Genomic DNA, 22,033 nt, shown 5'->3' on the forward strand with positions numbered 1-22,033 from the left:
ACCCCGGAACGCTTCGGGGTTTTTTCGTTATTAGAGGTTGTATTAATGAAAGTGACGTCGACAGCACGTTACGTGTTGGTTGCCGGAGAAGCATCTGGTGATATTTTAGGGGCGAATTTAATCAAGCATTTAAAAGCGTTACAGCCCGACGCTGTGTTTGAAGGAATTGGTGGGCCTCTAATGGAAGCGGAAGGTTTAACCAGTATGGTGCCAATGGATAGACTGTCAGTGATGGGGTTGGTGGAAGTCCTAGGCCGTTTGAGAGAATTACTGGGTATTCGTAAGCGTCTTTACCAATCTTGTTTGGCTAATCCTCCTACCGCCTTTATTGGTATAGATTCCCCAGACTTTAATTTGCCATTGGCAAGAAAGCTGAAACAAGCTGGCATTCCAACAGTGCATTATGTGAGTCCGTCTGTTTGGGCATGGCGTCAAAAGCGCATTTTTAAGATTAAAAAATCGGTTGATTTAATGTTGGCCTTGTTTCCCTTTGAACTGCCTATTTATCATCAACACAATATCCCTGTGGTGTGTGTTGGTCATACCTTAGCGGACGATATTCCTTTGCAGAGTGACCCACAGCAAGCCCGTGAAGCGCTAAAATTGGGCCCAATTACAGGGCCAGTGTTTGCTATTTTACCTGGTTCGCGAGAAGGCGAAGTGGCTCGACTTGCTCCCTTGTTTGCTGAGACCATTAAGTTGATTAAACAACAGGAACCTCAGGCGACGTTTCTGATGCCTGCGGCGAATCAGGCTAGACGTGAACAAATTGAGACGATTCTACAAGAAGTGAATGCGCAAGCGGTGATTACAGATGGGCAATCACGTACTGTGATGGCGGCTGCGGATGCTATTTTATTGGCGTCAGGTACGGCGGCGTTGGAAGCCATGTTGGTTAAACGCCCCATGGTCGTCGCGTACAAGGTGAATCGATTAACCTTTGCGATCATGAAACGTATGATTAAAGTGCCTTATGTGTCTCTGCCGAACTTACTGGCAAATGAAACCCTGGTACCTGAATTATTACAAGACGAAGCGGTACCAGAGAGTTTGGCTACACGCTTGGTGCAAACCTGGCAATCTTTTAGACAAGATAAACAAATACAGCAAAAGTATTTGGATTTGCATCAGATGCTACGAAAAAATGCCGGAGAGCAAGGCGCAAAAGCGATTATCAGTATGTTGGCGGATAAGGAAGTCTAATGGAACCCTTCGTAAGCGAGTTGTATTCAGGGACCTTGTTGGCCGGCGTAGATGAAGCGGGCAGAGGGCCGTTGGCTGGCGAGGTCGTCGCGGCGGCGGTGATTCTAGACCCACAGCAGCCTATTGCCGGTCTTGCAGATTCTAAAAAACTGTCTGAAAAAAAGCGTGAAGCTCTGTTCGATGAAATCCAAGCTAAAGCACTGTGTTATGCCATTGCCAGTGCTAGTATTGAAGAAATCGATCAATTGAATATTTTGCACGCTAGTATGCTGGCCATGTCGCGAGCGGTGGCAATGTTATCGCCTATGGCGGAGCATTGTTTAATTGACGGTAATCGTCTGCCACTTAATTTACCTTGTCCTGCCGAAGCGGTAGTGAAAGGGGATGCTCGACATGCGGCCATTTCGGCGGCCTCTATTTTGGCGAAAGTAACTCGTGATCGAGACATAGTAAAAGCGGCTGAAGTGTACCCTGGATATGGTTTAGAGAAGCATAAAGGTTACCCGACGGCACAGCATTTAGAAGCCATTCGACAATTTGGTGTGACCCCATTGCACAGACGCAGTTTCGCACCCGTTAAAAAGATTCTAGAGGGATAAGTTTTGTCCGCATCGTTCATACATTTAAAAGTGCATACCGAGTTTTCTTTGGTGGATGGCTTAGTCAAGGTCAAAGGTCTGTTAGGGACAACGGAATTAATGTCCATGCCGGCGGTAGCCATCACAGATGAAAATAACTTATGTGGTTTTGTGCGTTTTTATAAAGGGGCTATGGATAAAGGCATTAAACCTATTTGTGGTGCTGATGTCGTTATCGAGGATGATACCGGGGAACTCGAATCTCGTTATCGTATGACTTTATTGGCGATGTCCAATAAAGGTTACAAGAACATCATAGAAATCATTTCTAAAGGATATCAGCTAGGGCAAGTTGAAGGTCGACCAGTTATCCAGAGAGAGTGGATTGAGGCGTCTAGCGAAGACGTGATTGCTTTATCCTGTGCAGGTTATGGCGACATCGGCTTGTTGTTGCAAAAAGGCCGGGCAGAGTTAGCGAAGCAACATTTGGCTTATTGGATGTCTGTGTTCCCTAATCGCTTTTATGTGGAGTTACAGCGCACTAGTCGAGCGGGTGAAGAAGACTATATTCATGCCGTTGTTCCTCTGGCTGCTGAGCTGGGCTGCCCCGTGGTGGCGACCAATGACGTGCGCTTTTTAAAACGAGAAAACTTTGAAGCCCATGAGGCACGAGTGTGTATTCACGATGGGGTTACACTTGATGATCCTCGACGAGTACGTCGTTATTCTGAAGAGCAGTACTTTAAAACGCCTGAAGAAATGGCGGAATTATTCCAAGACATTCCTGAAGCTTTGGAAAATACTGTTGAAATAGCAAAGCGCTGTAGTGTCGATGTATTACTGGGTAAATATTTCTTACCTGATTATCCTGTGCCGGATGGCATGACCATGGAAGAGTTTTTTAACAAGCTGTCGTTCGATGGCTTAAAAGAGCGCTTTGATGTGTTGGTGTTGAAGTACGGTGAACGTGTTGAGAAACGTCGACAGGAATATTGGGATCGTTTGGATTTCGAATTAAACATTATTAATCAGATGGGGTTCCCAGGTTACTTCCTGATCGTAATGGACTTTATACAATGGGCGAAGGACAACGATATTCCAGTCGGTCCTGGTCGAGGTTCAGGTGCCGGTTCATTGGTGGCCTATGCGTTAAAGATCACAGACCTTGATCCGCTTGAATACGATTTACTGTTTGAACGTTTCTTGAACCCCGAGCGGGTATCCATGCCTGACTTTGATATCGACTTTTGTATGGATAACCGAGACAAGGTAATTGATTACGTATCGCGTACTTATGGTCGTGATGCGGTTTCCCAGATTATTACCTTTGGTGCCATGGCGGCTAAAGCCGTTGTGCGAGATGTCGCGCGTGTGCAAGGTAAGCCATACAGTTTGGGTGATAAGCTGTCCAAGTTGATTCCCTTTGAGATCGGCATGACGCTGAGCAAAGCACTTGAAGAAGAGCCCGCGCTACCAGAGTTTTTGGCAGCGGATGAAGAGGCGGCGGATGTCATGGAAATGGCCATGTCTTTGGAAGGGGTGGTACGTAACTTTGGTAAGCACGCCGGTGGTGTGGTAATCGCGCCAACCAAACTGGTCGATTTCGCCCCACTGTATTGTGAAGAAGATGGCTCCGGCTTGGTGACTCAATACGACAAAAACGACGTAGAAGAAGCCGGGCTAGTGAAGTTCGATTTCTTGGGCTTGAAGACCTTGACCGTGGTTGATTGGGCGGTGAAAAACATCAATGATATCCATGCCCTAGATGGCAAACCGCCATTGGATATTGCCCTGATTGATCTGGAAGACAAATCCACCTACGACTTACTGCAAAGAGCCGAAACCACGGCGGTATTCCAGCTGGAATCCCGTGGTATGAAGGAACTGATTAAGAAACTATTGCCATCGCGCTTTGAAGATATTATCGCCTTGGTAGCACTGTATCGTCCTGGTCCATTAGGGTCCGGCATGGTAGATGACTTTATAAACCGTAAGCACGGGCGTGCCGAATTAGCCTTCCCTCATCCTGATTACCAACATGACGATTTGATCCCTGTCTTGGAGCCTACATACGGCATTATCTTGTATCAAGAGCAAGTAATGCAGATCGCTCAGGTGCTGGCGAAATTTTCTCTAGGTGGTGCTGACTTATTGCGTCGTGCTATGGGTAAAAAGAAACCTGAGGTCATGGCGGAACAGCGCTTGATCTTCATGGAAGGGGCGTTAAAAAACAACGTCGATAAGGATTTATCCGGTAACATCTTTGATTTGATGGAGAAGTTTGCTGGCTATGGTTTCAACAAATCTCACTCGGCGGCCTATGCCTTAGTTTCCTATCAAACCGCTTGGTTGAAAAATCATTATCCAGCGCCTTTTATGGCGGCGGTTTTGTCTGCTGATATGCAGAATACGGACAAGATCGTCATTTTCATTGAAGAGTGTCGTTCGATGAATTTGGCACTGGAATTGCCAAACGTGAACGAGTCTGTTTACAAGTTTACGGTCAATCCAGCAGGCGCTATAGTGTATGGTTTAGGTGCCATTAAAGGGGTGGGTGAAGGCCCAATTGAAGCCATTGTAGAAGCGCGCAAGGATGGTCCGTTTGAACACATTTTTGATTTCTGTCAGCGTGTTGGCAAGAAGGTCAATAAACGAGTGATGGAAGCATTGGTTCGTTCTGGTGCGTTTGACACCATAGGACCAAACCGTGCGACCTTGTACGCTTGCATTGATGAAGCCTTGAAACGGGCCGTGCAAGACGCCAAAAACCAAGATGCAGGCATGATGGATCTGTTTGGTGTGGCGGTAGAAGAGAGCACTGAAGATGCGTATAAGGAAATAGGCATCCAGCATGAGTGGCCTGGTAGACAGCGCTTAGACGGTGAAAAAGACACCCTAGGTTTGTATGTGACAGGTCACCCTATTGATGAGTATGAAAAGGAGGTCAGACGATTTGCACGCTCAAAAATTGTCGATCTGCAACCGAAGCGTGGTGACACGCAAGTCATGGCAGGATTGATTGTCGATTTGCGTGTAACAAAGAGTAAAAAAGGTGGTAACATTGCCTTCGTCACATTGGATGACCGTTCCGCTCGTATTGAGGTGACGGTGTTCCCTGATAACTATGAAAACTTCAAAGACATCATCGTCAAAGACGAAGTGGTTGTGGTGGAGGGGGAGATTTCAGTAGACGAGTTTCGTGGTGGACAGAAAGTCATTGCCCGAAATGTACTTGATATTGCTCAAGCTCGTATTCGTTATGTCGAAGCATTGCGAATTACTTGGAGTTCAGAGTCAGTAACACCAGCTGATATTCAGTCATTAGCTGATCAAATGTCAGAATTCCGCGGAGACGGTTGTGATGTGGTCATAGGGTTTGATACCCCTGAAGCTTTTGGTGATATCCGTTTAGGTTCCAGTTGGCGAGTTCGTCCAGATGACGATTTAATTCACCAACTACAGAAACAATACGGTAAACAAAATGTTCAGTTAGTGTATACTTAGGCTCATTTTATAATTTGTGCAAAGGAATGTGGCGTAGTAATACGTTTTATCGCTTTAGAGCAATTGGCACGATGCCATTTGCCTTATATTTGATGGCAACCAGACAGCAGTGTAGTTAACGATGAATTTAAATTATTTACCATTCGAGCAGCCGATTGCTGAGCTTGAACAAAAAATTGAAGAATTACGTTTAGTAGGCAATGATAATGAACTGAACATCAGTGATGAAATCAGCCGACTAGAAGACAAAAAAGTCGCCCTAACAAAAAGTTTATTCAGTAATTTAGGCGCTTGGGAAGTTTCACAGCTTGCCCGTCATCCAAAGCGTCCTTATACACTGGATTATATTGAACACGTCTTTACGGATTTCGAAGAAATGCATGGTGACCGTCACTATGCTGATGACCGTGCCATTGTCGGTGGCATCGCGCGTCTAGATGGCCGTCCTGTGATGATCATTGGTCATCAAAAAGGCCGTGAAGTGAAAGAAAAAGTATTGCGTAATTTTGGTATGCCTCGTCCTGAAGGTTACCGTAAAGCTTTGCGCTTGATGGAAACGGCTGAGCGTTTCAATATGCCTATCGTTACCTTGATCGACACACCTGGGGCTTACCCAGGGATTGGTGCGGAAGAGCGTGGTCAGAGTGAAGCCATTGCTTACAACCTGGCGGTTATGTCGCGTCTAAAAACGCCTATCATCTCGACAGTTATTGGTGAAGGTGGTTCGGGTGGTGCGCTAGCAATCGGTGTGTGTGATGAACTGATGATGTTGCAATACGGTACTTACTCCGTTATCTCACCAGAGGGTTGTGCTTCTATCCTATGGAAGAGTGCAGAACGAGCATCGGATGCCGCAAAAGCAATGGGCATTACCGCGCCTCGTCTAAAAGAACTTGGTTTGGTTGATACCATCATCCCAGAGCCAATGGGCGGAGCACACAATGCTCATGAGCAAATGGCTCACAGCCTGAAAGAAAACATTTTAGCGGCATTGGATCGTATGGAAGCGTTAACAACAGAAGAGTTGTTGGCACGTCGTTACAACCGCTTAATGTCATACGGCTTATAATCGATTGATTTGCTCAAAAGCCTCCTGATTGGAGGCTTTTTTGTTTCTGCTCCCGACGCTTAATGAAATGGTTCACTTTATATGAGTTTTCAGCAGCATCCGCCTTTAAACTTTGCGACTGACATCGAGTTTAACCCGATTTGGTTGACGTCTTTGTTTGTGCAAGCAAACAGAGTTTGGGTGGCGTACAGTGGTGGTGTTGATTCCCATGTATTATTGCACGCTTTGGTGAGTCAAATTCCCCCTGAGCAAAAAGCAAAGGTTACCGTGATGCACGTGCATCATGGTTTAAGCCCAAATGCAGACGCGTGGTTAGACCATTGCCAGCAAGTTTGCCAAGCCCTTAATGTCACTTTTTATGCCCAAAAAGTGAATTTGAAAACACAAGCTTCGCTGGAAGATGCGGCTCGAAAAGCAAGATATCAGGTCTTTGAAGAAAGTTTGTCGGCTGAGGATGTGTTGCTTTTGGCCCACCATCAAGGAGATCAAGCGGAAACGGTGTTGTTTCGACTGGCAAGAGGGTCTGGAACGAAAGGGTTAGCTGGCATGCCATCGATTCGGTCTTTAGGGGATAAGGGGGCTTGCTTAGTACGGCCATTTTTGGCGATCAATAAGGCTCAAATAGAGCATTATGCGAAGCAACATGCTTTACATTGGGTGGAAGACGAATCCAATCAAGACGAACGCTTTTCGCGTAATTTTCTACGTCAAAACGTTATTCCTTTAATGAAGACTCATTTTCCAAATTTGGAACAGAGTGTTTCCAACATGGCGCAACGAGTCGCTGACGACTACGAAATGTTAGCTAGCTTGTCGGCGCAACATTTATCGAATGTATCTAATGTCCATGGTGGGTTGGATTTGAATTGGCTGTATCAACAGCCAATGCCACAAAGACGCTTTTGGTTGCGACAATTTGTAGAGCAAAAAACGAGCAGCTTAACGCAAGCGCAATGTGACAGTGTTCTTAATATGTTTGCTGGCGGCGAAGATAAGCAACCTGAGTTCGTGTTTGCTGATGGTCGTTTGATGCGTCATCAGAATGCCCTGTATGTGCTACCAAGTGAACGTTCAGTCGAGTATGGTGCATTGGTGATTGGCCAAATGAAAACGCGAGGTTTTGACCAACTTAGACTCATCCAAGGGACGGGGGTTGAACTGAAAGCACGACCTTTGGGGGCCAAATTATTATTGCCAAATGGACAGACTCGCTCATTGAAGAAATGGCTAAATGATCAGCAGATTCCGGTTTGGTGGCGAGAGCATTTACCTTATGTGTTTATTCAAGATGAGTTAGTCGCGGTTGCCAATTTATGGCGTCACCCTGATTACGGCCAACTGCAGTTTGAGTGGCAACCAAGCAAGGCTTTACCCTTTCCTAACCATCACTAAACTTGAATGAGCCAATCTGCAGACGATTTTGTTTGAGCGACTTGTTCTGCATTGAGTGCATCGTTTTGTTGAATTCTATTCATGGCTTGTTGATAAGACAGGTTCCACGTCGTTTGATGTCTGAGTGCTAATCGTTCGATTGCGGTCGCCAGCGGAACATCTAGAAACCAGCGTTCATGGTAATAATCACCTGCTTTCTGCCAATCTGTCTCAGGTAAGAATAAATAAAGTCCTTCAATCAAGATGACTTTGGTGTGTTTTGAAATGGATATGTGGTCGTCAATTGGGTCGCCTAACCCATGATCAAAACTGGGCCATTGGCAGTCTAGGGTTTGATAAGCGTTGGCAATGTTAGCGACATACTGGGCGAATTTATGATGATCAAACGTCCAAGCCGCGCCACGTCGAGCAAATGCCTCATCGGCATTGGGTAAGTTACGTAAGCTTTGTTTGGGGAGGTGGAAGCCATCCATAGACAGACAAGCGACCTGTGAAGGATGTTCGGCATTAACGTGTTCGGCTAAGTAGCGAGCAAGCGTACTTTTTCCAGAACCCGGCCCACCTGCAAGTGCAATCAGACAGCGTTTATCTTGTTGCAAATGAGTCTGTATCTTTTCGATTGCTAGTTTTACATCGGCAGTATTTTGGTACAAGTTGTGGCGTGTTGTATTCATTTGGTCAGCTGCTCATGGATCATGCTTATTGTTGTTAAGTGAGCCTCTGATTCTGAAAGATTTTAGCTGCCCTAAAATAATCACTGAACCTTTATGGCTTTCTCTGCGTACCAATAATACCTTCTAATGAACCATTGAGGCCATTCAGTATGCAATTAAAAGAATTAAAACGTACTCAACATTTTGACAAAGTAAAGTTGCACTCCTTGGAGTCAAATCTCTATCAGTTGTCAGTGGTGGTGGATGGTAAAGAGGATTATGTTATGGATGGCAAAGGGCGCTTTATGACCAGTCACAACAAACTCGAGCTGCAATCCTTGTTTAAAGAAAAGCAGGTGGATGCCATGGTGTTATGTCATCAAAGTGCCTACGATGAGATGGTTGGGCAGCCACCAAGCATGGCGGGAAATACTCTAGAAGTACCATTGGGTAATACAGATTTAGCGTAATAATTCGCCTTTTACTGCAGTACTTGCATTTTTTCGTTGGTGTCTTCTTTTTGCGAGAAGACTTTGGCGTAACCTAGTGTGGCGTTGGCATGTTCTCGCATGATGGATTCCGCTCGGCTGCTTTGGCCTTGGCTGATGGCATCAAACACTGCATGATGTTGCATGTGAGCAAAGTTGAAGCGGCGAAATTCCAGTACCAAATTATTGCGGTCGAATGCCAGTGCACTCACTGAAGCAAAAGGTAAGTGTTCGTTACGGCTAAGTGCTTCATAAATGGCTGGGTTATTGCTGGCGTCGATAATGATTTGATGAAAGCGCTGATTGATGTCGTGGTATTGCGCCAAGTCTTGTTCATCAAGTTGACCGTTTTCAAACAGTTGGTCGCCCGCCTGAAGCAATTGTTTTAATTCTATCTTTTGGCCTTCCGATAGCCCGTTTTCTGCGGCTTGTCTGGCGGCCAAGCCTTCAAGTACGCCTCTGACTTCAATGGCACCTGTGATGTCTGATAAGGTCACTTGTCGTACTTCATAACCGCGTGCCGGTCGCTTGGTTAATAAACCTTCCTGTTCCAGAGTTCGAAATGCGATGCGAATTGGAGTGCGTGACACACCGAGTCGTTCAGCTGTCGGAATTTCAGCAATCCGTTCCCCCGCGGCCAGTTCGCCTGACAGCACCATTTGTCTTAATCGACTGATTACTTCCTGACCCGATTTACTCATGCCTTCTCTCAGTTCTAGATTAAAGAAAGAGAGAATAATAGCGCATATGACGAGAATGTAAAATTGGATCCAATTTGATGTGGTTTGACATTATAAAGTTGGCTGAGTCATTCAAAAAAGGTTTATTGGATCCAATTTTGTGATTTTAGACTTGTTATTATGTTTTTTTGTTTTATATTGGATCCAATAAATACAATAAGAAGCAGGAGTATCCTAATGAAGCAACAAACCTATCCCAAAAATGCTTGGTATGTGGCCGCCATGTCTGAAGAGGTGGCGGGCAGCAAACCTCTTGGCCGTAAAATTTGTGGTGAAAGCATGGCTTTCTACCGCTCTCATGATGACCAGATCGCCGCGGTTCTCGATTTTTGTCCGCATCGTGGTGCGGCTTTATCGTTAGGGTATGTGGAAGATGGGCTTTTGGTATGTGGGTACCATGGCTTAAAAATGGGCGCGGATGGTAAAACTCAGTCGATGCCACTGCAACGAGTTCAAGGTTTTCCATGTATGAAATCCTATGCAGTCGAAGAGCGTTACGGGTTTATCTGGGTTTGGCCCGGTGAACAAAGCAAAGCGGATGTCTCTTTGATTCCGCAATTAGAGTGGGCCGACAACCCAGAATGGGCTTACGGTGGCGGCCTGTATCACATTAATTGTGACTATCGCTTGATGATTGATAACCTGATGGATCTGACTCATGAAACTTACGTTCATGCGAGCAGTATCGGGCAGAAAGAAATTGATGAATCACCTGTGGATACCAAAGTCGATGGTGATAAAGTCATTACCAGTCGTTTCATGGAAAACATCATGCCGCCGCCATTCTGGCAAGCGGCGTTACGTGGCAATAATTTGGCAGACGATGTTCCTGTCGATCGTTGGCAGATTTGCCGTTTCAGTCCACCGTCTCATGTGATGATTGATGTGGGTGTGGCGCATGCTGGACAGGGTGGTTTTGAGGCCAGTAACGATCATAAAGCCAGTAGTACCGTAGTGGATTTCATTACCCCTGAAAGTGACACCTCTATCTGGTATTTTTGGGGGATGGCGCGAAACTTTAATCCCCAAGACGAAGCGCTAACGGATCGCATTCGAGAAGGGCAAGGGGCGATTTTCGAGGAAGATTTAGAGGTCTTGGAGCGGCAGCAGGAAAACTTATTAGCATTTCCCGACTATGATTTATTGAAACTGGACATTGATGCTGGTGGTGTGCAGTCTCGAAAAATCATTGAGCGTATTATTGCACAAGAGCAGCAAGAAAATGTCAAAGCGGCGCCATCTGATGGTCCGCTGCAAGTGATTTCTTTTTAGTTGGTTTGGGAATGAGGTTGTTGAAATGATTCCAGTGGTTGTGAAAAACGTCGTTGCGGAAGCGCAAAATGTTGTGCGACTCGTCTTGGGGAGCCTTGATGGGGCGGATTTGCCTACTTTTGAAGCTGGAGCGCATATTGATGTGCATTTGCCAAGTGGTCTGATTCGCCAATATTCTTTGTGTCGTTTACAGGTTGAACCACAGTATTACGAAGTGGCGGTGCTGAAAGACCCGCAATCTCGTGGCGGTTCTGAAGAAGTGCACCGTCTGATCATTGGCGACGAGCTGGCAATTAGTGCGCCTCGTAACCATTTTGGTCTGATTGACAGTCCTCGTCATAGTGTTTTGATTGCAGGTGGTATTGGTGTGACGCCGTTGTTACCGATGGCACAGCAATTACAAAAGCAGGGTCGATCTTTTGAATTCCATTATTGTGCTAAAACGCCTGAGAAAGCGGCGTTTTCAGAGTCATTAAAAACGGCCTCCTTTGCGGACAAAATGTTTTTTCATTTTAGTCAGCAGGCTGATTCTGGTCGCATGGACATGGTGAATGTTTTATCTCGTCATGCCTTTGATGGGGAGCTTTATGTTTGCGGTCCAGCGGATTTTATTAATGAGGTTTTAAGCCAAGCCCGAATGCAAGGTTGGGCAGAAGATAAGTTGCATAGAGAATTTTTTGCCGCCCCCGACGCGTCAGAGGACGAATCGGATAATGCGGTATTCCAAGTGAAAATCCACAGCACAGGGGAATTGATCGAGGTGTCGGAACATCAAACCATGTTTGAGGCGCTGGATCAGCATGGGGTATTTGTGGCTGTCTCTTGTGAGTCTGGTGTGTGTGGTACTTGTCAAACCGGTGTGATAAGTGGCACTCCTGATCATAGAGATGTGTTCTTGACGGAAGCGGAGCGACAACAGGGTCATTGGGTTATGCCATGTTGCTCTCGCGCTAAGTCGAAAATTCTAGAACTGGACTTGTAAGGCACGCTTTTTATGTGTGTCATTTTTTGCCTCGAATGAATGCAAAACAAGGATGTTTTACATTGAGAGATGGGGCCAGCGATGCTATCATTTCCTCCCGTCCTGAAGGTGCATTTTTCAGCATCATCAAATTTCATATTTATCTATTTTTAAGGCGGGTTAAACACTCATGGCGACACGATATATTTTCGTAACAGGTGGTGTAGTATCATCTCTTGGTAAAGGATTGGCATCTGCTTCTTTAGCGGCCATTCTTGAATCTCGTGGGCTAAAAGTCACCATGTTAAAGCTGGATCCGTACATCAATGTGGATCCTGGCACCATGAGTCCCTTCCAGCACGGTGAAGTGTACGTTACTGAAGACGGCGCTGAAACCGATCTTGACCTTGGTCACTACGAACGTTTCATTTCCACTAAAATGGGTAAACGTAATAACTTTACCAGTGGTCGTGTTTATCAGCATGTATTGAAAAAAGAACGTCGTGGTGAGTACCTTGGTGGTACGGTTCAAGTTATTCCGCACATTACCGATGAAATCAAACGACGTGTTATCTCGGGTGCCGAAGGCGCTGATGTTGCTTTAGTCGAAATCGGTGGCACCGTTGGCGACATTGAGTCGCAACCTTTCCTTGAAGCGGTTCGTCAATTAAAAGTGGAATTGGGTTCTCGCCGTGCCTTGTTCATGCATTTAACCTTGGTTCCTTACATCCGTACGGCGGGTGAAACTAAGACCAAACCAACGCAACACTCTGTGAAAGAATTGCGTTCTATTGGTATTCAGCCAGACATTCTAATCTGCCGCTCTGAAGTGACCATTGAGGCGCCTGAGCGTAAGAAAATTGCTTTGTTTACCAGTGTTGAAGAGCGTGCTGTTATTTCATTGCCGGATGCCGACACGATTTACCGCATTCCACAAATGTTAAATGACCAAGGCCTAGACAGCTTGATCGTGGAATACTTCAATCTAGACTGCAATATGCCAGATTTGGCCATCTGGAACAAAGTGACGCAAGCCAAATTGAATCCTGAGAAGCAAATTAACATTGCCATGGTTGGTAAATACATGGAATTGCTGGATGCTTACAAGTCTTTGATTGAAGCCATGGATCATGCTGGTATTCATGCGCGTACGAAAGTGAAATTGCATTACATCGATTCTGAAAGCATTGAAGAAAATGGTACAGAAGCGTTGAAAGGTATGGACGCGATTCTGGTACCAGGTGGTTTCGGTGAACGCGGTGTTGAAGGTAAGATATTGACCGCACAGTATGCTCGAGAAAACAAAGTACCTTATTTGGGGATTTGTTTGGGTATGCAGGTAGCGGTTATTGAATTTGCTCGTAATGTGGCAAAATTAGACGGTGCGCACAGCACTGAATTTAATCTAAAAGCAGAGAACCCAGTTGTTGGTCTGATTACAGAATGGACTAATGCAGAGGGTTCCAAAGAAATCCGGTCAGAGGAATCCGATCTAGGTGGAACGATGCGTCTCGGCGCGCAGAACTGTAATCTCACAGAAGGCACAAAAGCCTTTGATGCTTACGGTAAAGCGGTGATCACGGAACGTCATCGTCATCGTTACGAAGTGAATAACTTCTACGTATCTGATTTAGAAAAGGCAGGTCTGACGATTTCAGGTCGTTCAGAAGACAACTCTTTGGTTGAAATGATCGAAATTGCTGATCACCCTTGGTATGTCGCTTGTCAGTTCCATCCAGAATTTACGTCAACACCTAGATATGGTCACGGCTTATTCAGTGCCTTTGTTCACGCGGCATTGAAATACGCAGGAAAAGAAAAATAAGTAAAGAAAGCGAATAAGTAAGAAAGCGTTATTTATTACTTTCTAATGCAAACAGGCTGTTTGTGATTTTTTATCTATTTGAAGAGGTTTGTTATGAGTCAAATCGTTGATATTAAAGCCAGAGAAGTATTGGATTCTCGTGGTAACCCTACTGTTGAAGCTGATGTGATTTTGGCGGATGGTTCAGTAGGTTCAGCGTGTGCACCGTCTGGTGCCTCTACCGGTTCTCGTGAAGCTTTGGAACTACGTGATGGCGATAAAAGTCGTTATCTAGGAAAAGGTGTCTTAAAAGCAGTTGCCGCTGTAAATGGTCCTATTCGTGATGCTTTGATTGGGCAAGATGCACTGGCACAAGCTGAGCTAGACAAGGTGATGATTGATCTTGATGGCACCGAAAATAAGTCAACTTTTGGTGCAAATGCTATCTTGGCGGTTTCTTTGGCCGCCGCGAAAGCCGCCGCAATCTCTAAGAAAGTGCCTTTATACGCTCACATTGCTGACTTGAACGGCACCTCTGGTCAATACTCTATGCCTGTGCCTATGATGAACATCATCAATGGTGGTGAGCACGCTGACAACAATGTTGATATTCAAGAATTCATGGTTCAGCCAGTCGGCGCGCCAAACTTCCGTGAAGCGCTACGTTACGGCGCGGAAATCTTCCACGCTTTGAAAAAAGTCTTGAGTGCTCGTGGTTTGAATACCGCGGTGGGAGATGAAGGTGGTTTTGCTCCAAACCTTGCTTCTAACGCGGAAGCTCTTGCTGTAATCAAAGAAGCCGTTGCGGCGGCAGGTTATGAGTTAGGTAAAGACATTACCCTTGCGATGGACTGTGCTGCATCTGAGTTCTACGAAGACGGTAAGTACAACTTGAAAGGTGAAGGTAAAGTCTTCTCTTCAGAAGGTTTCTCTGATTACCTTGCCGAGTTATGTGAGGCTTACCCAATCGTTTCCATCGAAGATGGTTTAAACGAATCTGACTGGGAAGGTTTTGCTTACCAAACGAAGATTCTGGGTGACAAGATCCAATTGGTTGGTGACGATCTTTTCGTAACCAATACTAAAATCTTGAAGCGCGGTATCGATGAAGGCATCGCTAACTCTATCTTGATCAAGTTTAACCAGATTGGTTCTTTGACTGAGACGCTTGAAGCGATCAAAATGGCTAAAGACGCAGGTTACACAGCGGTGATTTCTCACCGTTCAGGTGAAACTGAAGACGCAACGATTGCTGATTTGGCAGTTGGTACGGCGGCGGGTCAAATTAAGACAGGTTCTTTGTGTCGTTCTGACCGTGTTGCTAAGTACAACCAATTGCTACGTATCGAAGAGCAATTAGGTGGTAAAGCACCTTACAAAGGTCTTTCTGAGATCAAGGGTCAAGCTTAATTCTGCTTGACCTAAAAAAAGGGAGAACTTAGTTCTCCCTTTTTTTGTTTTTTTCATGCGATTCCTTTGATAATAAGGGACAGTTTTTTTAATCGTAGAGGATATTATGGCGCGTTTATTATTGGCTTTTTTTGTCTGTGCCATTGGATACCAGTGCTATCACCTATATTTTGGTGAGCAAGGGGTAAAACGTCAGGAAGAGCTGGCTAAGCAAATTGCCTATCAAGAACGCATTAATCAAAGATTGAAGCATCGTAATGATGCCTTACGTGCTCAGGTTGAAGATCTACGTTTAGGTGAAGAAGCGGTGGAAGAGCATGTTCGTACAGAGCTTCAGTATATTAAAGATGGTGAAGTGTTTTATCGTATGGTGGAAAAAAGATGAGCCAGGCAATGTGGGTGATTATTCCTGCCGCTGGTGTGGGACAACGTATGTTGTCTGATTGCCCTAAACAATATTTATCCCTGGCCGGCGAAACCATTTTGGACCGCACCATTGAGGTGTTTCTAACACACCCATGGATTGCGGGGGTGGTGGTTGGCTTAGGAGCGAACGATGCCTATTGGCCAGCGTCAAAATGGTTTGATAATCCACGTGTGAGAACTTATGTCGGTGGGGCGGAGCGCTGTGACACGGTACAAAAAGGGTTGCAGTTACTGCAACAAGCGTCGCTTCAAGATGAGCAGCACGTGTTAGTGCATGATGCGGCTCGACCGTTGTTATCCCAGAGTGCGTTATCGCGTATTATTAAGCATGAATCATCGCAGGGAGCATTGTTGGCGATGCCGTCAAAAGACACGGTGAAACAACAAGAGGCTGTTAGCTCAGTGGAACCGATCTCAAAAGTAAAAAGCACATTAGATCGACGTCATATCTGGTTGGCCCAAACACCACAAAAATTTCCTTTGGGCGCGTTATTAGGCGCCTTAGACCAGGCTCAAATGGACGGTAAACAGGTTACCGATGAATGTTCCGCTATGGAGTTGCAAGGCTGGCAGCCAGACTTGGTGATGGGTGAAAACAGTAATATTAAAGTGACATTGCCCGAGGACTTGATTATAGCCGAGGCGCTTTTTTCACACTTATCAAATTCAAAAGCGCATTAAGTTGGAGTTATTTTTATGATGCCATTTCGTATAGGTCATGGGTTTGATGTTCATAAATTTGGCGAGGGTGATCATGTTATTCTAGGTGGCGTGTCGATTCCTTATTCGCAAGGGTTGATTGCTCATTCAGATGGGGATGTTGTGTTGCATGCCCTGACAGATGCTTTGCTGGGCGCAGCCGCTTTAGGCGACATCGGTAAGCATTTTCCTGATACCGATGCAGCATTTTCAGGGGCGGACAGTCGCATTTTACTAAAGCGTGCTTTCGCTGAAATCAAAGCATTGGGGCTACTGGTTGGCAATGTAGATGTGACTATTCTAGCGCAAGCGCCGAAAATGCGACCACATATTGATGCCATGCGAGCCAATATTGCCGAAGACCTTGAAATCGCTATGTCAGAGGTAAATGTAAAAGCCACGACAACAGAGAAGTTGGGTTTTACCGGGCGCAAAGAAGGCATTGCGGTGGAAGCGGTGGCATTGTTGTATAAGCAAGGAGTCTTATGAACACGGATTGGCAATACGCTTGGTCAGAACCTACCAATACGGGCGACCTAAAAACACATGCCCAAGACTTTTATGTGGAAGAACAGCTCGGCTTTGAACCAGATGGAAAAGGTGAGTTCTGTTATGTGTTTATTGAAAAGCTAGGCGTTAATACTGACTTCTTAGCAAAGCGCTTAGCTCAATTGGCTGGGATTGCGCCGAATAAAGTGACTTACAGTGGCGTAAAGGATCGTCATGCTTGTACACGGCAATGGTTTTGTTTGCATACCCTGAATGAGGAAGCGGATTTATCGGACCTTCATCAGGCCTTCCGTGAACCTGAGAGTGTCCGTTTGATTGCTCAATTACGTCATTCTAAAAAGCTAAAAACGGGAACGCATTTTGCTAATCGTTTTATCATTCGGTTGCGTAATGTGGCGGGTGATCTAGAAGAATTGGAAGCGCGTTTGCAGTTGATACAGCAAGGTGGGGTGCCGAACTATTATGGTCCTCAGCGTTTTGGTATTAACGGTAATAATTTGCACAACGGCAAAGAGTTTGTCCTAAAAGGGCGGCAAAGTCGTCGCAAATTATCAAAGACAGAGTCCTTTTGGTTGTCTGCTATTCGTTCTTGGTGCTTCAATCAAGCCTTGAGTGATCAGGTTGAAAATGGCATGTGGAATCGTTTGTGCGATGCGGATATTGCACAATTTCAGCATAAAGAAGAACAGTTCCGAGTACAGCAACGATCAGCCTTGATGCATTTGAGTGTGGCGCGAGGCCAGATAAGCCCGGTATTGCCCTTGCTAAGCCCAGGCTGGGAAGCGGGTACGGGACCCCAAAGAGAAGCCGCTATAAAAGCGTCATTGGCAGACCATGGAGAACTGGTTGAAGCCTTAATGGATTTTGGTTTATCTCGAGACAGTCGTCTAGCCAGGTTGGTGCCAATGAACATGGCCTGGGAATTGCTAAAGGAAGATACGGGCAAGACCCAGTTAATACTTGAATTTTCGTTACCGAAAGGTTGTTTCGCTACCAGTATTCTGCGAGAGATGATGAATTTTACGGACAAATCAGCTGAGAAGTATCATGAGAATTCTGATCGCGAATGACGATGGCATTGATGCGTTGGGCATTCAGACCTTATCAAAACATCTACAAGCGCACTATGACACCTTGATGGTTGCGCCTGATCGTAACCGCAGTGGTGCCAGTAACTCGCTTACCCTTACTCGTCCTTTGCAACCCAGTAAAGTGGCGGAGAAGACGTATAAAGTAGACGGCACGCCAAGTGATTGTGTCAATTTGGCCTTGTCTGGGGTGATTGATGGGCAAGTCGACTTGGTGGTGTCCGGTATTAATCATGGTCCTAATTTAGGGGATGATGTAATTTATTCAGGTACCGTGGCGGCCGCTATGGAAGCAAGGCATTTAGGTCGTCCTGCGTTAGCCGTGTCATTGGTTGGCAATCAACACTTTGCAACCGCAGCGCAAGTCGTATTGGCTTTGTTAAAAGACACTCATACATTGAATATGCCTACTGGCGTATTGCTCAATGTGAATGTGCCGGATTTGCCTTATGAAGAGATCAAAGGCATTCGTGTTACTAAGTTAGGATATCGTCATAAAGCACAAGCGCCTGTTTCCGCTCAGCACCCTCGTGGGATGCCAAGTTATTGGATTGGCGCCTTATCGGATCCGTATGACGCATCGTCAGGTACGGATTTTGATGCGGTGGCAAATGGCTATGTTTCCGTGACGCCGATTCACACAGACATGACCTGCTACGAAGCAAAATCTTCTTTGGAAAAATGGATTGATATCGTCACACTATGAGCCAGCATGACCTTAATTGGTTAATCACACATACGGAGCCAAGAGCCTCCGGTATGATTCATCAGCTTGAACAGCAGGGTATTACTCATTCTGAGCTATTGGCTTTAATGGGTAATATTCCTCGGCATGAGTTTGTGGAACCCGCCTTTTCACATTTGGCTTATTCTGCCACTCCCTTACCCATAGGTCGTAACCAAACCATTAGTCAGCCATTAACGGTGGCCAGAATGACGGAGTGGTTATTGCAATATGCCAGGTTGGGTCGTGTGTTAGAAATTGGTACCGGCTCTGGCTATCAGACTCGTATTTTGGCGCATTTTTTTAATAAGGTGCATACCGTAGAGCGCCAGCAATCTTTGTTCCAACAGGCTAAGCAAAGGTTGTCTTCCATGGGCATCAATAATATTGAATATCTGTTTGCGGATGGGCAAGCGGGTTGGCCTCACCGTATTGAAATGGATGCCGTGATTATCACTGCGATGGCCAGTAAAATCCCTTTAGCACTGACAAATTGTTTAAAAGAAAATGGCATTCTGATTATGCCGATTGATCACCCTACGCCACAAATAGGGTGTTGGCGTAAAGAAGGGGAACGTTGGAAGTGTTTGGGCAATGAGTCTGCTTACTTTGTCCCGTTATTAGAAGGATTGGAACATGCCTAAATGGCTTAAAATATATTTAAGTGGCGTCCTAATGGGCGCGGCGGATGTTGTGCCAGGGGTATCTGGTGGTACGGTTGCCTTTATTGTTGGGGTGTATGATCGTTTGATCGCAGCCCTCAGCGGCGTTAATAAAGACAGCATTCAAATGCTATTCAAAGGCGACGTGAAAGCCTTATGGCGTCATTTTGATGGTGGTTTTTTATTGGCATTAGGTGCTGGTGTGGTGACCAGTATTTTTCTGATCGCTGGCCTCATTACCCATTTATTGGTGGTGTATCCTACTTATTTGTGGAGCTTTTTCTTCGGTTTGATTTTGGCGTCTGCGGTGTTCTTATTAAAGCAGGTCAAGTCTTTCTCTGTTCGTCACGGTATTGCTCTCATTGTCGGTATTTCTGTTGGTGCAAGCCTATCACTGTTAGTGCCTACGACTATGAATACCTCTAATATGATGGTGTTTTTCGCAGGGATGATTGCGATCTGCGCTATGATCCTACCTGGTATCTCAGGCAGTTTTCTCTTATTGATAATGGGCTTGTATGGTTTTGTGCTGAATGCGGTAAAAAGTTTGGATCTCACCGTGATTGTCATTTTTGCCGCTGGGGCCTTGGTTGGCTTACTGAGTTTCTCCAAGTTGCTGAATTATTTATTGCATAAAGCTCATGCCATGACCTTATCGTTTTTAACAGGCATTATGCTTGGTGCTTTAGTGAAAGTCTGGCCTTGGAAAGAGACCTTAAGTTGGGAACAAATTGGGGATAAAAGCATACCAGTAGAAACAAATTTAATATGGCCTTGGCAAGTATCTGACTATCAATTGTTGAATGATTTGGTGGTGCCAATGGCTTTTATTTTAGTTGGTGTTTTGGTGATTTTTTGTGCGTCTTACATTTATTTACGAAATGAAGACAAAAGTTAATAAACGCTACAATTCTATTGTTTGAGGGAAATATTATCTTTAGTTGTCATGATAAAAAGCCTGTCAAAAAGACCTTAGTCAGTCATATGGCTCAATTGGTTTTACTGTGCTTTTTTTTGACAGGATGCTCTTATCAAGTTCTGCATTTCCCAGATAAAAATACGTCATCTTATTCGTCAAATCATGCTCGTGTTTCTTCTGTTCCTGCGTCTGGGTACTATCGCGTCCGCAGCGGCGACACCCTGTTTTCTATTGCCTTTCGCTACGGCTTGGATTATCGCGCCTTGGCGAATGCCAATAATATTGATGCCCCTTATGTCATTTATCCTAATCAAAAAATACGTTTGAAAGAGGCGAAAAAGGCGACATCTTCACAATCCAAATCCTCGTCGCAGGTGTCTTCTCAAACGGCTAAAGTCACGCCAAAACCACTTCCTTCTGTCAGTCGTAACGAGCCTAAAAAAGTGGCAACAAAAACCACGACTCCCGTTACAAAAGACATTAAATGGGCTTGGCCTGTTGAGGGTGAAGTGAAAAGGGGGTTTTCAAACGCTGGGGTTAGTAGTAAAGGTATAGACATCAAAGCACAGAAAGGTGATTTGGTGAAGGCAGCGGCAGATGGCGTTGTTGTGTATGCAGGCAGCGGTCTCATTGGTTATGGAAACCTAGTGATCGTGAAACACGATGATGTTTACTTGAGTGCCTATGCGTACAACGAAAGAATCATAGTAAAAGAAAAGCAAAGTGTTCGAGCTGGTGATTCCCTTGCTGTAATCGGTGGTAAGGGGACAGATAGACCCTTGCTTCACTTTGAAGTTCGCCGAGATGGACAGCCGATTAATCCGTTAGATGTATTACCCAAAAATTGAGTAAAAACTAGCGTTTTTTAAGGAGGGGGTATGAAGTTAGCAAGCATGGATAAAAATACAGCTAAGGTTTCGAGCGTCAGAGACTTTGACCTTGATACACTTGATGGCTATCAAGAAGAGGCAGCGGATGAAGAATTTGAATCTGCAGTCAATGCTCGATACGCGGAAGCAGACTCTTCTAAAAGTTTGGATGTTACTCAGCTGTATTTGAGTGAGATCGGTTTTTCACCTCTTTTATCTGCAGAAGAAGAGGTTTATTTTGCGCGCCTCGCTTTGAAAGGTGATGAGAAAGCGCGCAAACGCATGATCGAAAGTAATTTGCGATTGGTTGTGAAAATTTCCCGTCGCTATCTCAATCGTGGGTTGTCTTTACTTGACCTGATTGAAGAAGGTAATTTAGGGCTCATTAGAGCGGTAGAAAAGTTTGATCCGGAACGAGGTTTTCGTTTTTCAACTTACGCGACATGGTGGATACGTCAAACCATTGAGCGTGCCATCATGAACCAAACCCGAACCATTCGTTTACCCATTCATGTTGTAAAAGAGCTTAATGTATATCTTCGAGCTGCTCGTGAACTGACTCAAACGTTAGATCATGAACCGAGCCCTGAAGAAATTGCAGACAAGCTTGATTGTCCTGTGGAAGATGTGCAGAAAATGCTGGGACTGAATGAGAAAGTCAGTTCTATTGATGCGTCTTTCGGTGGCGAAAATAACGACAAAAGCTTAGTCGAAGTTTTGGCAGATGACTTGCATCAAGGGCCCGAAGCAGATCGTCAGGATGGTGACGTGTTGCAAGGCATTGAGCAATGGCTTGATGAACTAAGTGAGAAGCAATGTGAGGTGATTACGCGCCGTTTTGGGCTTCGTGGTCACGAGGCCAGTACACTTGAACACGTTGGGGCAGAAATCGGTTTAACACGGGAACGTGTGCGTCAGATTCAAGTGGAAGCGTTACGTAAATTACGTTTAATCTTAGACAAAGAAGGTTTGTCACTGGATGATGTGATTAGCATGAATGAATAAACCACGCTCTTCACAAGCCATATAACGCAAAAGGCCCAAATAGCATTTGGGCCTTTT

General features: G+C 45.2%; 21 protein-coding genes. 19 read left to right on the forward strand and 2 right to left on the reverse strand.

The window, feature by feature from the left end; genetic code table 11:
* Positions 1-45: 45 nt before the first annotated feature.
* The 5 genes from lpxB to tilS all read left to right on the forward strand — a co-directional run bounded on the left by lpxB (position 46) and on the right by tilS (position 7,746).
* Positions 46-1,203, forward strand: coding sequence for a lipid-A-disaccharide synthase (lpxB, locus tag OA79_RS14305; RefSeq protein ID WP_063333914.1), 1,158 nt, complete (start codon positions 46-48; stop codon positions 1,201-1,203).
* Positions 1,203-1,802, forward strand: a complete 600-nt coding sequence (rnhB, locus tag OA79_RS14310; RefSeq protein ID WP_063333915.1) for a ribonuclease HII — start codon at positions 1,203-1,205, stop codon at positions 1,800-1,802. Before lpxB ends, rnhB begins: the two co-directional genes overlap by 1 nt.
* A 3-nt stretch (positions 1,803-1,805) precedes the next feature.
* Positions 1,806-5,285 carry a DNA polymerase III subunit alpha gene (gene dnaE / locus OA79_RS14315; RefSeq protein ID WP_063333916.1) on the forward strand — a complete coding sequence of 1,160 codons (3,480 nt, stop codon included), beginning with the start codon at positions 1,806-1,808 and terminating at the stop codon, positions 5,283-5,285.
* A 121-nt stretch (positions 5,286-5,406) separates the two neighbouring features.
* Positions 5,407-6,354: an acetyl-CoA carboxylase carboxyl transferase subunit alpha gene (gene accA / locus OA79_RS14320; protein ID WP_063333917.1), complete on the forward strand. Its 948-nt coding sequence runs from the start codon at positions 5,407-5,409 to the stop codon at positions 6,352-6,354.
* Between the two features lie 81 nt (positions 6,355-6,435).
* Complete coding sequence (gene tilS / locus OA79_RS14325) at positions 6,436-7,746, forward strand: tRNA lysidine(34) synthetase TilS (RefSeq protein ID WP_063333918.1); 1,311 nt, start codon at positions 6,436-6,438, stop codon at positions 7,744-7,746.
* Here the strand turns inward: tilS and OA79_RS14330 are convergent.
* Positions 7,743-8,420: an AAA family ATPase gene (locus tag OA79_RS14330; protein WP_063333919.1), complete on the reverse strand. Its 678-nt coding sequence runs from the start codon at positions 8,418-8,420 to the stop codon at positions 7,743-7,745. The genes tilS and OA79_RS14330 overlap by 4 nt on opposite strands.
* A 149-nt stretch (positions 8,421-8,569) precedes the next feature.
* On the opposite strand from OA79_RS14330, the gene OA79_RS14335 reads away from it, so the two are divergent.
* On the forward strand, positions 8,570-8,869 hold the full coding sequence (locus tag OA79_RS14335; protein ID WP_063333920.1) for a DUF6482 family protein: 300 nt from the start codon (positions 8,570-8,572) through the stop codon (positions 8,867-8,869).
* Between the two features lie 11 nt (positions 8,870-8,880).
* Here OA79_RS14335 and OA79_RS14340 read toward each other — a convergent pair whose 3' ends face one another.
* Positions 8,881-9,588 (reverse strand): GntR family transcriptional regulator, encoded by a 708-nt coding sequence (locus OA79_RS14340; protein WP_063333921.1) that lies wholly within the window; start codon positions 9,586-9,588, stop codon positions 8,881-8,883.
* A gap of 216 nt (positions 9,589-9,804) precedes the next feature.
* On the opposite strand from OA79_RS14340, the gene OA79_RS14345 reads away from it, so the two are divergent.
* The 13 genes from OA79_RS14345 (at position 9,805) to rpoS (ending at position 21,976) form a co-directional block, all read left to right on the forward strand.
* On the forward strand, positions 9,805-10,899 hold the full coding sequence (locus OA79_RS14345; RefSeq protein WP_063333922.1) for an aromatic ring-hydroxylating dioxygenase subunit alpha: 1,095 nt from the start codon (positions 9,805-9,807) through the stop codon (positions 10,897-10,899).
* 25 nt (positions 10,900-10,924) lie between these two features.
* Complete coding sequence (locus OA79_RS14350; RefSeq protein ID WP_063333923.1) at positions 10,925-11,881, forward strand: PDR/VanB family oxidoreductase; 957 nt, start codon at positions 10,925-10,927, stop codon at positions 11,879-11,881.
* A gap of 169 nt (positions 11,882-12,050) precedes the next feature.
* Positions 12,051-13,685 (forward strand): CTP synthase, encoded by a 1,635-nt coding sequence (locus tag OA79_RS14355; protein ID WP_063333924.1) that lies wholly within the window; start codon positions 12,051-12,053, stop codon positions 13,683-13,685.
* A gap of 93 nt (positions 13,686-13,778) precedes the next feature.
* Positions 13,779-15,074 (forward strand): phosphopyruvate hydratase, encoded by a 1,296-nt coding sequence (gene eno, locus OA79_RS14360; RefSeq protein WP_063333925.1) that lies wholly within the window; start codon positions 13,779-13,781, stop codon positions 15,072-15,074.
* A 106-nt stretch (positions 15,075-15,180) separates the two neighbouring features.
* Positions 15,181-15,459, forward strand: a complete 279-nt coding sequence (locus OA79_RS14365) for an FtsB family cell division protein (protein ID WP_013797108.1) — start codon at positions 15,181-15,183, stop codon at positions 15,457-15,459.
* Positions 15,456-16,181 (forward strand): 2-C-methyl-D-erythritol 4-phosphate cytidylyltransferase, encoded by a 726-nt coding sequence (gene ispD, locus OA79_RS14370; protein WP_063333926.1) that lies wholly within the window; start codon positions 15,456-15,458, stop codon positions 16,179-16,181. Before OA79_RS14365 ends, ispD begins: the two co-directional genes overlap by 4 nt.
* 15 nt (positions 16,182-16,196) lie before the next feature.
* Entirely contained in the window at positions 16,197-16,688 is a 492-nt protein-coding gene (ispF, locus tag OA79_RS14375) for a 2-C-methyl-D-erythritol 2,4-cyclodiphosphate synthase (protein WP_063333927.1), read from the forward strand.
* On the forward strand, positions 16,685-17,779 hold the full coding sequence (gene truD / locus OA79_RS14380) for a tRNA pseudouridine(13) synthase TruD (protein WP_063333928.1): 1,095 nt from the start codon (positions 16,685-16,687) through the stop codon (positions 17,777-17,779). The genes ispF and truD overlap by 4 nt, the downstream gene beginning before the upstream one ends.
* Positions 17,757-18,503 carry a 5'/3'-nucleotidase SurE gene (gene surE / locus OA79_RS14385; RefSeq protein ID WP_063333929.1) on the forward strand — a complete coding sequence of 249 codons (747 nt, stop codon included), beginning with the start codon at positions 17,757-17,759 and terminating at the stop codon, positions 18,501-18,503. The genes truD and surE overlap by 23 nt, the downstream gene beginning before the upstream one ends.
* A complete protein-coding gene (locus tag OA79_RS14390; RefSeq protein ID WP_082825482.1) occupies positions 18,500-19,165 on the forward strand; it encodes a protein-L-isoaspartate(D-aspartate) O-methyltransferase in 666 nt (221 codons plus the stop codon). Before surE ends, OA79_RS14390 begins: the two co-directional genes overlap by 4 nt.
* Positions 19,158-20,081, forward strand: a complete 924-nt coding sequence (locus tag OA79_RS14395) for a DUF368 domain-containing protein (RefSeq protein ID WP_063333930.1) — start codon at positions 19,158-19,160, stop codon at positions 20,079-20,081. Before OA79_RS14390 ends, OA79_RS14395 begins: the two co-directional genes overlap by 8 nt.
* A gap of 86 nt (positions 20,082-20,167) precedes the next feature.
* A complete protein-coding gene (locus OA79_RS14400) occupies positions 20,168-20,950 on the forward strand; it encodes a peptidoglycan DD-metalloendopeptidase family protein (RefSeq protein WP_063333931.1) in 783 nt (260 codons plus the stop codon).
* A 30-nt stretch (positions 20,951-20,980) separates the two neighbouring features.
* Positions 20,981-21,976 carry an RNA polymerase sigma factor RpoS gene (rpoS, locus tag OA79_RS14405; RefSeq protein WP_063333932.1) on the forward strand — a complete coding sequence of 332 codons (996 nt, stop codon included), beginning with the start codon at positions 20,981-20,983 and terminating at the stop codon, positions 21,974-21,976.
* Positions 21,977-22,033: the final 57 nt, after the last annotated feature.

The organism is Marinomonas sp. TW1 (assembly GCF_001625355.1).
Lineage (GTDB): Bacteria > Pseudomonadota > Gammaproteobacteria > Pseudomonadales > Marinomonadaceae > Marinomonas.

Coding starts and splice junctions, on each gene's coding strand:
- lpxB (WP_063333914.1), top strand. CDS start 46: ATGAAAGTGACGTCGACAGCACGTTACGTGTTGGTTGCCGGAGAAGCA.
- rnhB (WP_063333915.1), top strand. CDS start 1,203: ATGGAACCCTTCGTAAGCGAGTTGTATTCAGGGACCTTGTTGGCCGGC.
- accA (WP_063333917.1), top strand. CDS start 5,407: ATGAATTTAAATTATTTACCATTCGAGCAGCCGATTGCTGAGCTTGAA.
- tilS (WP_063333918.1), top strand. CDS start 6,436: ATGAGTTTTCAGCAGCATCCGCCTTTAAACTTTGCGACTGACATCGAG.
- OA79_RS14330 (WP_063333919.1), bottom strand. CDS start 8,420: ATGAATACAACACGCCACAACTTGTACCAAAATACTGCCGATGTAAAA.
- OA79_RS14335 (WP_063333920.1), top strand. CDS start 8,570: ATGCAATTAAAAGAATTAAAACGTACTCAACATTTTGACAAAGTAAAG.
- OA79_RS14340 (WP_063333921.1), bottom strand. CDS start 9,588: ATGAGTAAATCGGGTCAGGAAGTAATCAGTCGATTAAGACAAATGGTG.
- OA79_RS14345 (WP_063333922.1), top strand. CDS start 9,805: ATGAAGCAACAAACCTATCCCAAAAATGCTTGGTATGTGGCCGCCATG.
- OA79_RS14350 (WP_063333923.1), top strand. CDS start 10,925: ATGATTCCAGTGGTTGTGAAAAACGTCGTTGCGGAAGCGCAAAATGTT.
- OA79_RS14355 (WP_063333924.1), top strand. CDS start 12,051: ATGGCGACACGATATATTTTCGTAACAGGTGGTGTAGTATCATCTCTT.
- eno (WP_063333925.1), top strand. CDS start 13,779: ATGAGTCAAATCGTTGATATTAAAGCCAGAGAAGTATTGGATTCTCGT.
- OA79_RS14365 (WP_013797108.1), top strand. CDS start 15,181: ATGGCGCGTTTATTATTGGCTTTTTTTGTCTGTGCCATTGGATACCAG.
- ispD (WP_063333926.1), top strand. CDS start 15,456: ATGAGCCAGGCAATGTGGGTGATTATTCCTGCCGCTGGTGTGGGACAA.
- ispF (WP_063333927.1), top strand. CDS start 16,197: ATGATGCCATTTCGTATAGGTCATGGGTTTGATGTTCATAAATTTGGC.
- truD (WP_063333928.1), top strand. CDS start 16,685: ATGAACACGGATTGGCAATACGCTTGGTCAGAACCTACCAATACGGGC.
- surE (WP_063333929.1), top strand. CDS start 17,757: ATGAGAATTCTGATCGCGAATGACGATGGCATTGATGCGTTGGGCATT.
- OA79_RS14390 (WP_082825482.1), top strand. CDS start 18,500: ATGAGCCAGCATGACCTTAATTGGTTAATCACACATACGGAGCCAAGA.
- OA79_RS14395 (WP_063333930.1), top strand. CDS start 19,158: ATGCCTAAATGGCTTAAAATATATTTAAGTGGCGTCCTAATGGGCGCG.
- OA79_RS14400 (WP_063333931.1), top strand. CDS start 20,168: ATGGCTCAATTGGTTTTACTGTGCTTTTTTTTGACAGGATGCTCTTAT.
- rpoS (WP_063333932.1), top strand. CDS start 20,981: ATGAAGTTAGCAAGCATGGATAAAAATACAGCTAAGGTTTCGAGCGTC.